Genomic DNA, 484 nt, shown 5'->3' on the forward strand with positions numbered 1-484 from the left:
GCTCCCTGAGCTACGCAACGGTTGTTTACCTTGGTCGGATGCGGGCGGCGGCGGGCGGTTTGTTGCTATGATACGGAAGTTCCGATATACAAGGTCGGATACTTGTATCCGACGTTTTGGTACGGGCATAACAATCTTTCAGACGGCCTTCCCAGCCCGTCCTACCACGGGGTTTTCTTCTCCCATTCGGGGTCGTAGCCCGAGCAGGCTTCGGCGGTTTTCAGGTAGTCGGCGTAGCTTTCGGCCAGGAGCACGGGCGGGACGGCGCCGAGCAGGTGGCGGGTGTCGTTCCATGAGCTGGCTCGCTGTTTGTCGAAGCTCAGGCTGTAGAGTACGGCGGGGATGTTTTCTTCGGGGACGTAGCTGCCGGAAAATTCGATAACCGCGCTGATGCCCAGGGCGTCGTAGGGTTTGAAGTAGCGGTCGAAGCTGCCGCCGTCTTCGATGCTGGCGCGCTGGTAGCCCATTTTGGTGAGCACGCCGC

General features: G+C 60.1%; 1 protein-coding gene. It reads right to left on the minus strand.

The genetic code is table 11. The features are described from left to right. Positions 1-161: 161 nt before the first annotated feature. Positions 162-484, minus strand: a 323-nt coding sequence (locus ACLD9W_RS12485; RefSeq protein ID WP_410841575.1) for a hypothetical protein, incomplete at its 5' end; no start/stop codon positions are given.

This window comes from Neisseria sp. WLZKY-1, assembly GCF_046546535.1.
Taxonomy (GTDB): Bacteria; Pseudomonadota; Gammaproteobacteria; order Burkholderiales; family Neisseriaceae; genus Neisseria.